This window comes from Gardnerella sp. 30-4 (assembly GCF_001641215.1).
Lineage (GTDB): Bacteria > Actinomycetota > Actinomycetes > Actinomycetales > Bifidobacteriaceae > Bifidobacterium > Bifidobacterium leopoldii.
The window spans coordinates 1-6,192 of sequence record NZ_LXJL01000103.1 but is presented as its reverse complement, the minus strand read 5'-3'; the positions used below and the strand labels follow the sequence as shown (position 1 = coordinate 6,192).

The 6,192-nt window shown below is 41.4% G+C and carries 2 protein-coding genes; both read left to right on the top strand.

Features of this window, described 5'->3' with window-relative positions; translation table 11 throughout:
* Positions 1-27 precede the first annotated feature (27 nt).
* Positions 28-843 (top strand): hypothetical protein, encoded by an 816-nt coding sequence (locus A5294_RS05640; RefSeq protein ID WP_004107260.1) that lies wholly within the window; start codon positions 28-30, stop codon positions 841-843.
* A 43-nt stretch (positions 844-886) separates the two neighbouring features.
* A complete protein-coding gene (locus A5294_RS05635) occupies positions 887-5,500 on the top strand; it encodes a PD-(D/E)XK nuclease family protein (RefSeq protein WP_064340667.1) in 4,614 nt (1,537 codons plus the stop codon).
* The last annotated feature ends 692 nt before the right edge of the window (positions 5,501-6,192 follow it).

Below are 6,192 nucleotides of genomic sequence, written 5' to 3'. Positions count from 1 at the left end.
TTATAGAAGTTACGAAAGCGAGATAACATGGCAAACGATTCCATGCTAGAACAAAAGACTCCGCTCACAGCGCGCGAATACGCGACACGCACAGCAATACGCGCGATTGCAATCATCGCATCTGTTTATGGTATGGCTGCTTCGTGGGAAGGCTTGATGACCTTCACTTATTTTACGAATCTTTCTAACCTTATGATTTGCGTAGCTCTTGCTGGATCGCTTTTGCTTGATACAGCTGCGTTTATGCGTGCTCGTAATTCTGCATGTTCCGCCGCACAGCAAGATTCCGCCTCACAGCAAGATTCTGCAGCATCTTGCGCATGGTTCGACTCAAAATCCAACGCTTGGTACATTTTCAAATTCATGATGACTATCTCAATTGCTGTCACATTCACTTTGTACCTGTGTTTCTTAGCACCTACCAATAAGCTTGGTTTCGTTGGCGCTTACATGAATAACGGATGCAGCAGCCTTTGTGTTCACGCAGTTGCGCCGCTTCTTGCAATCGCTGATTTTGTGCTTTTTGATTATCGTTTCCGCTCTACTCGCGCACATTTGTATGTTTCTACTGTTCCGCCTCTTGCTTATGTTGCTTATGCGGCTATGCTTAGCGAGTTTGCTGGTGTTCGTTGGGGTGTTCATGCAATGCGCGCGCCTTATAATTTCCTCAATTATGGCGCTCCTGCCGGCTGGTTCGGCTTTGCACCGCAAACTTTTAATGCCACTACTTTGGGCGTTGGTGTTGCGTATTTGTTAATTGTGTTTACTCTTATTTTTATTGGTGTCGGCAGTGTATTTCTTGCGCTTAAGGATGCTCGCGCTCGTGCAATATTAAAAGAATAGTATTGTTGTGCGCCACTATTGCCTAATTGCTAGAATTAAGCGTATGAGTGAGGATACTGCATTACAAGCATTATTTGACGGTACGTTACGCAATTCTTCTGGCAATGTGACTAATGCGTTGCTTGTGTATGGTGCGCCGAATACTGGTAAAACGCAGTTTGCTGTGCGCGCAGCAATTTCCGGATATAAGCGTTGGTCGCATAATGTTACTGCGATGGCTGTGCAAAATCGTGTTCTTGCTTCAAAAATTGACAATATTATTATTCGTCAAATTGGTGTGAGTAAGCAGTCTCGTCCAGTTGGCACTTTGGCTTCTTTAGCTTTTAATATCATTTCTGCTTGCTGTAAGTTAAAGAATGAGCCTTCGCCTAAGCTGCTAAATGGTGCTGAGCAGGATTCTTTGCTTCGTAAAGTTTTGCGCGCACACATTGAGCATGTTATGCGTGGAGATAATGGTGATTGCAATATATGCGCGCTTTTTAAGGATTATTTTGAAACGTCTCAATGGGTTATTCCATTAACTTGCGCAGTTTCTAATACTTCCGCCACTTCTAACACTTCCGCGCCTTCAACAACTCAGGCTGCTCAAGCAGCTTCTTCGTCTCCAGAATTTTTGGCAGATAGTTTCGATATTAACAACGCTTTTATGCATCAATTGCGCGATATGCTCGCTCGTTTAGATGAGCTTGGTATTAGCGATTTTGAAAGCGAAAATTCAGTTCTTTGCGCTCTTAGTGACGAGCAATCTTACGCCAATAATAGTGATATTTTACAAACGTCTGTGCTTATTAAACGTAGATTAACTCAATGGCGTTTGGCGTTTGCTTTGCGAGCTGAATATCGAAAAATAATTGCCGACACTTATAAATCTTCTTTCCGACTTGACGCTTCGCAACTGTTGGTTGAGGGCGCAAAATCTGCGCGCGAATTAGGCGAGCATGGTTTAGTAAACTCTTCTGAAATTCCGGCTCTTCTTGTAGTCGATGATTATCAAGATATTACTTTGGCTGGTTTGAGTTTTATTGAGACTTTGTCGAAGATTGGCACGCGTTTAGTTTTGCTTGCGAATCCGGATGAATCTGTGCAATCGTTTAGAGGAGCGTACCCGGATTATGCAATTTCTGCAGCTTTGGATGAGTTGAATGCTGCTGAACAAACTTTAGAATATACGAGTTTTGCTGATTCTTGCGAAAATTCTTCCGACGATTCTGCTGATTCTTCTAAAAATTATTCTGCAGATCCAACTTTTGCAAATTATACCCAAGCACCTTCGATGCGTGAATTACTCGCTTCGCGCGTTTCTCTTTCGCTTACTTCGCAATATAAAACAGATGTTGCGCTCCCAAATCGCCCTTGGAAAATGCCAAAATTTGTAGGGTCCTTACCGATTGAGCCTATAGAAACCCCACAAAATTCTCATCTAAACTCAGATGACACTGTTTTTACAGCGTTATATCGTTCACAGCGCGAGGAATTAGATGCTGTTATTTGGCAAATGAAGCAATCTCACGTAAATAATAAGCGCAAGTGGAGCGATATGGCGTTAATTGCGCACGACAATTCCACTGTTCGTCTTTTTGGCGAGCAGCTTCGCGCTTCTGGAGTTCCTGTGCGATACTCGTTAGTAACTCGCCCATTAAAAGATGAGCCGTTTGTGCAAGGTTTATTTGCGCTTATTGAACTTGCTCAATTTGCGCAGCACGGTTTTTCTGGAATTGTTGAGCAAGTAAAACATGGTAGAAGTTTGCAAAATTTGGCTTCGTGGGTGCGTTTGCGAGTTCAGAATATTATGGATAGTCCACTTTCCTCGATTACTAAGAGCGATTCTGGATTTTACGGTGATTTAGACGTTGAAATACCTGCGAAGTTATATTCTGTAGATTCGCTTATGCGTTCTCTTTCTTCTCTTTCGGCTGTTTTAATTGAGAAAAATTGTGAAAATAACGAGAGCTTTGAATCTAATGCGCCTTTGCGAAATCTTGTTCATAACTGGGATTTGTTGCAAAATTCGCTTCATAATGCGCAAAGCAAAGCGTACTTTGAATCTCAAATTTTGGTTGATAATAGTCGTATTGATGGCAGTTCAAATGAGCTTATGCCATTGTCTCTTGATGCATGCTATTTGCTTTGTGTAGCAGATGTTGCACGTTTTATAGATGATGATTCTAATGTTCGTAAAGATTCTACAGTGTTGCAAATATTGCAGAATATGGCACCTCGGAATCCGCACGTTGCATCTTTTGTAAAACTGTGGAAAAACGTGCAAATTCTCGCTTCTCGTATGCACAATAATCCTGATTTGAGTAGTGCTCAATACGCTCTTGGTGAGGCTTGGAATATTTGTCATGTTGCTGAGCGTTGGCAGCGTATGTCTTTACAGCATAATTCGGAAGGTTATCGAGCTAACGATCGCTTGGATGCTGCAATGCGTCTTTTTGATTACGTTTCTTCATATGTTTCTTCTGATATCTCGTCAATGAATACGTTTGACGATACTTTTAAACAAGAAAATATTGTAAGTATTGCAGATTTTATAGCTCAAGTTCGTGGCATGGAAATTGAAGCTGATTCTCTTGCTAAAGTAGCGCCTGTCCCAGATGCTGTAACGCTTACTACTCCTGCTGGTTCTGTTGGAAAACATTGGAATCTTGTGTGGATGCCTACTTTGCAACAACGTGTGTGGCCAAATCTTGCTTCTCGTAGCACTATGTTTGGCGCAGAAAGTTTAGCGAATATTATTTTGCATTCTAAGATTTCTGCTTCTAAATTGACTGTGAATGCGTCACTTCTTTCAAATAATGATAAATCTGCAGTTTTTGCCTCGGAGCAGCGCAGTTTTTTGTTAGCTATTACGCGCGCAACAGAGCGTTTGTATATAAGCGCGCAATATAGCGATAGTGCTGTGCCAAGCGACTTTCTTTATTATTATTTGCCTGAAAGATACTACAATAATGAAAATTCGCGCACGCCTTTTACGGAATTTACTACACCTTTTGCCGGTTTAGATATGGATGTTCGTGGATTAGTGTGTGCTGCTCGTTCGCAAATTTTGCGTGCTTCTTCTATGAAAGAAGAGTTTGGAAATAGTGTAGGTAATGCAGGTAATGCAGGTAATGCAGGTAGTGCGAATAGCTCCGATAGTGAGAATAGTAAGTCTAGAAATGCGATTATTGACGCTGCTCAAACGTTGCAATTACTTAAAGAAAATGGAGTATTTTGCGCTGATCCTTCTGAGTGGGATTTTATGAGCGATGTCGATGACTATGTTGATGAGAAATCTTCTGTTGAAAAAGATAATGAAAAAGCTAGCTCTGCTAAAAAAACTAACTCTGTTATAAGCTTGTCTCCTTCAGCTGTAGACAGTTTGTGGGCATGCCCTGTGTGTGGATTGGTCAATCGTCAGCTTTTAGGCCCTCAACCCGGCAGCGCGGCAACGTATTTTGGCACGCTAATTCACGAAACTGCAAGGTGGGCAAGCGAAAATCAGCATTACGATATGCCGGAAACTGAAGTTGATGAAACTGAAGCGACGAATAATGCGGCTGAAGCGACGAATAATTCAGCCGACTATTCGCCTTACTCTCCGCTTGTGCGCCGCAGTAACGCAATCGCAAATCTTATGGAAAACTATTACTTAAGTATTGCGCCTGAACTTGCAGATATTCGAGATAGTAAGGAGCATTATTCGGCTCTTGCGCGTGAGAAGAATATTAAACGTGCGTTACATGCAATTGCGCAATATTTTGTTACTTCTTACGATCAATCAACATATGCGCTTAACTCAAAAAAGTCAGAAAACGGCATATTAGAATCTCTTACAAAAAGCGAAAAATCTTTAGAAAGCAGCATAGGCAGATTGCAACAAGCGTATTGCGAATTGCAAACAAGCGCGCATTTTGGATTTAATGATATTACTCGCGTATTGAACAATACTTTTAAGAATGCAAATTTGCAAACCGTTACTACGCATGACTGCTACGAATTGATGGGTGCTTTAGTTGGAGGGTGGCCGGATGGCGCAAGTGAAGATATGCAAGTACATATTCACGGTCGAATTGATCGCATGGAAAAGCGCATCAATTCAGATGGTTCTGAGCATATTCGTTTACTGGACTACAAAACAGGAAAACCTTTAACAGCAAGCGGAGTTTTTAACGATTTGCAGCTAGTTTGCTATCAGCTTGCTTTACTTTTTTCTGATGAGAATCCGCTTATTGATGCTTCGAATGCGCCGATTATTTCACGAAGTGTTCTATTTCACGTTGCTAAGAATGATTATCCTGCTCAAGATCATAACGTTGCTGAAAACGTGTATCAGCCGCCGCTTTGCGTAAAAAATACTTTAAATAATAATCCGCTTGAGTTACGAGTTGGATTCAAAAATATGGCAAGATTGTTAGATTGTCCGCAGCTTGACGATATTGCGAAGAATTGTCCAGAAAATGTAAGCGAAAACGCTTGGCAGTCGTTTACATCATTAAATCAAAGCGCAAAATGGTCTCTTACTATGATTTCGCGCGTTTGCTATGCTGCTGCGGCAGCTCGTTCGCATAAGATTATTGCGCACCCAACTTCTGAACACTTGAAGTATTGCAATGGAAAACAAGTATGCCCAGCATGCGCAGGTTGCATAGATACTGTATATGAGGTGCTGTAGTTATGATTGATAAAACAAATAAGCAATTTACTCGCAAGAACACCGATAGCGTGGAACAAGCTGCAGCAATTCAAGCGCCAACAAATAAGAACATGATTATTGTTGCAGGAGCTGGAAGTGGCAAAACGTATACGATGACTCGTCGCGTTATCGACCTTATTGAGCGCGGAGTTGCTCCTGAAAGTATTTTGGGGTTGACTTTTACTAATAAAGCAGCTTCTGAGCTGCTTGCAAGAGTTGCTCAAGCTGTAAGTCAGCATAGTAGCGAAATAAATAAGCTCATTAATAACGGAAATTCTGCATCTTCAAGTGGCTTTTTGAAGCCAGAAGTAATGACATACGATGCTTTTTTCCAGTCAATTGTGCGCCAATATGGTTTGCTCGTTGGATTTGATCAAAATACGCAACCTTTAAGCGATGCAGGTGCGCGCGAATTAATAAAACCGCTAGTAAACGATTATGTTACTAATCATGCGGAAATACTGTCTTGGTATAGTTTTGATGCGCTTATTGACGACGTGCTTGCGCTCGCAGCAGATATTTCATGTTCGATGATTGGCATAAATAGCAGGGGAGAGTCTATAGATAGCACGTCTAAAGCTGTTCTAGAAATTCAAAAGTGGAATAACTCTTGGATTGAACATTTGCAAAAAGCAATTGATTGTGCTGAAACCTGTCTCTTATACACATCT

Bases quoted from the DNA above. Each gene is read 5' to 3' on its own strand.
- A5294_RS05640 (WP_004107260.1), top strand. From the start codon at position 28: ATGGCAAACGATTCCATGCTAGAACAAAAGACTCCGCTCACAGCGCGC.
- A5294_RS05635 (WP_064340667.1), top strand. From the start codon at position 887: ATGAGTGAGGATACTGCATTACAAGCATTATTTGACGGTACGTTACGC.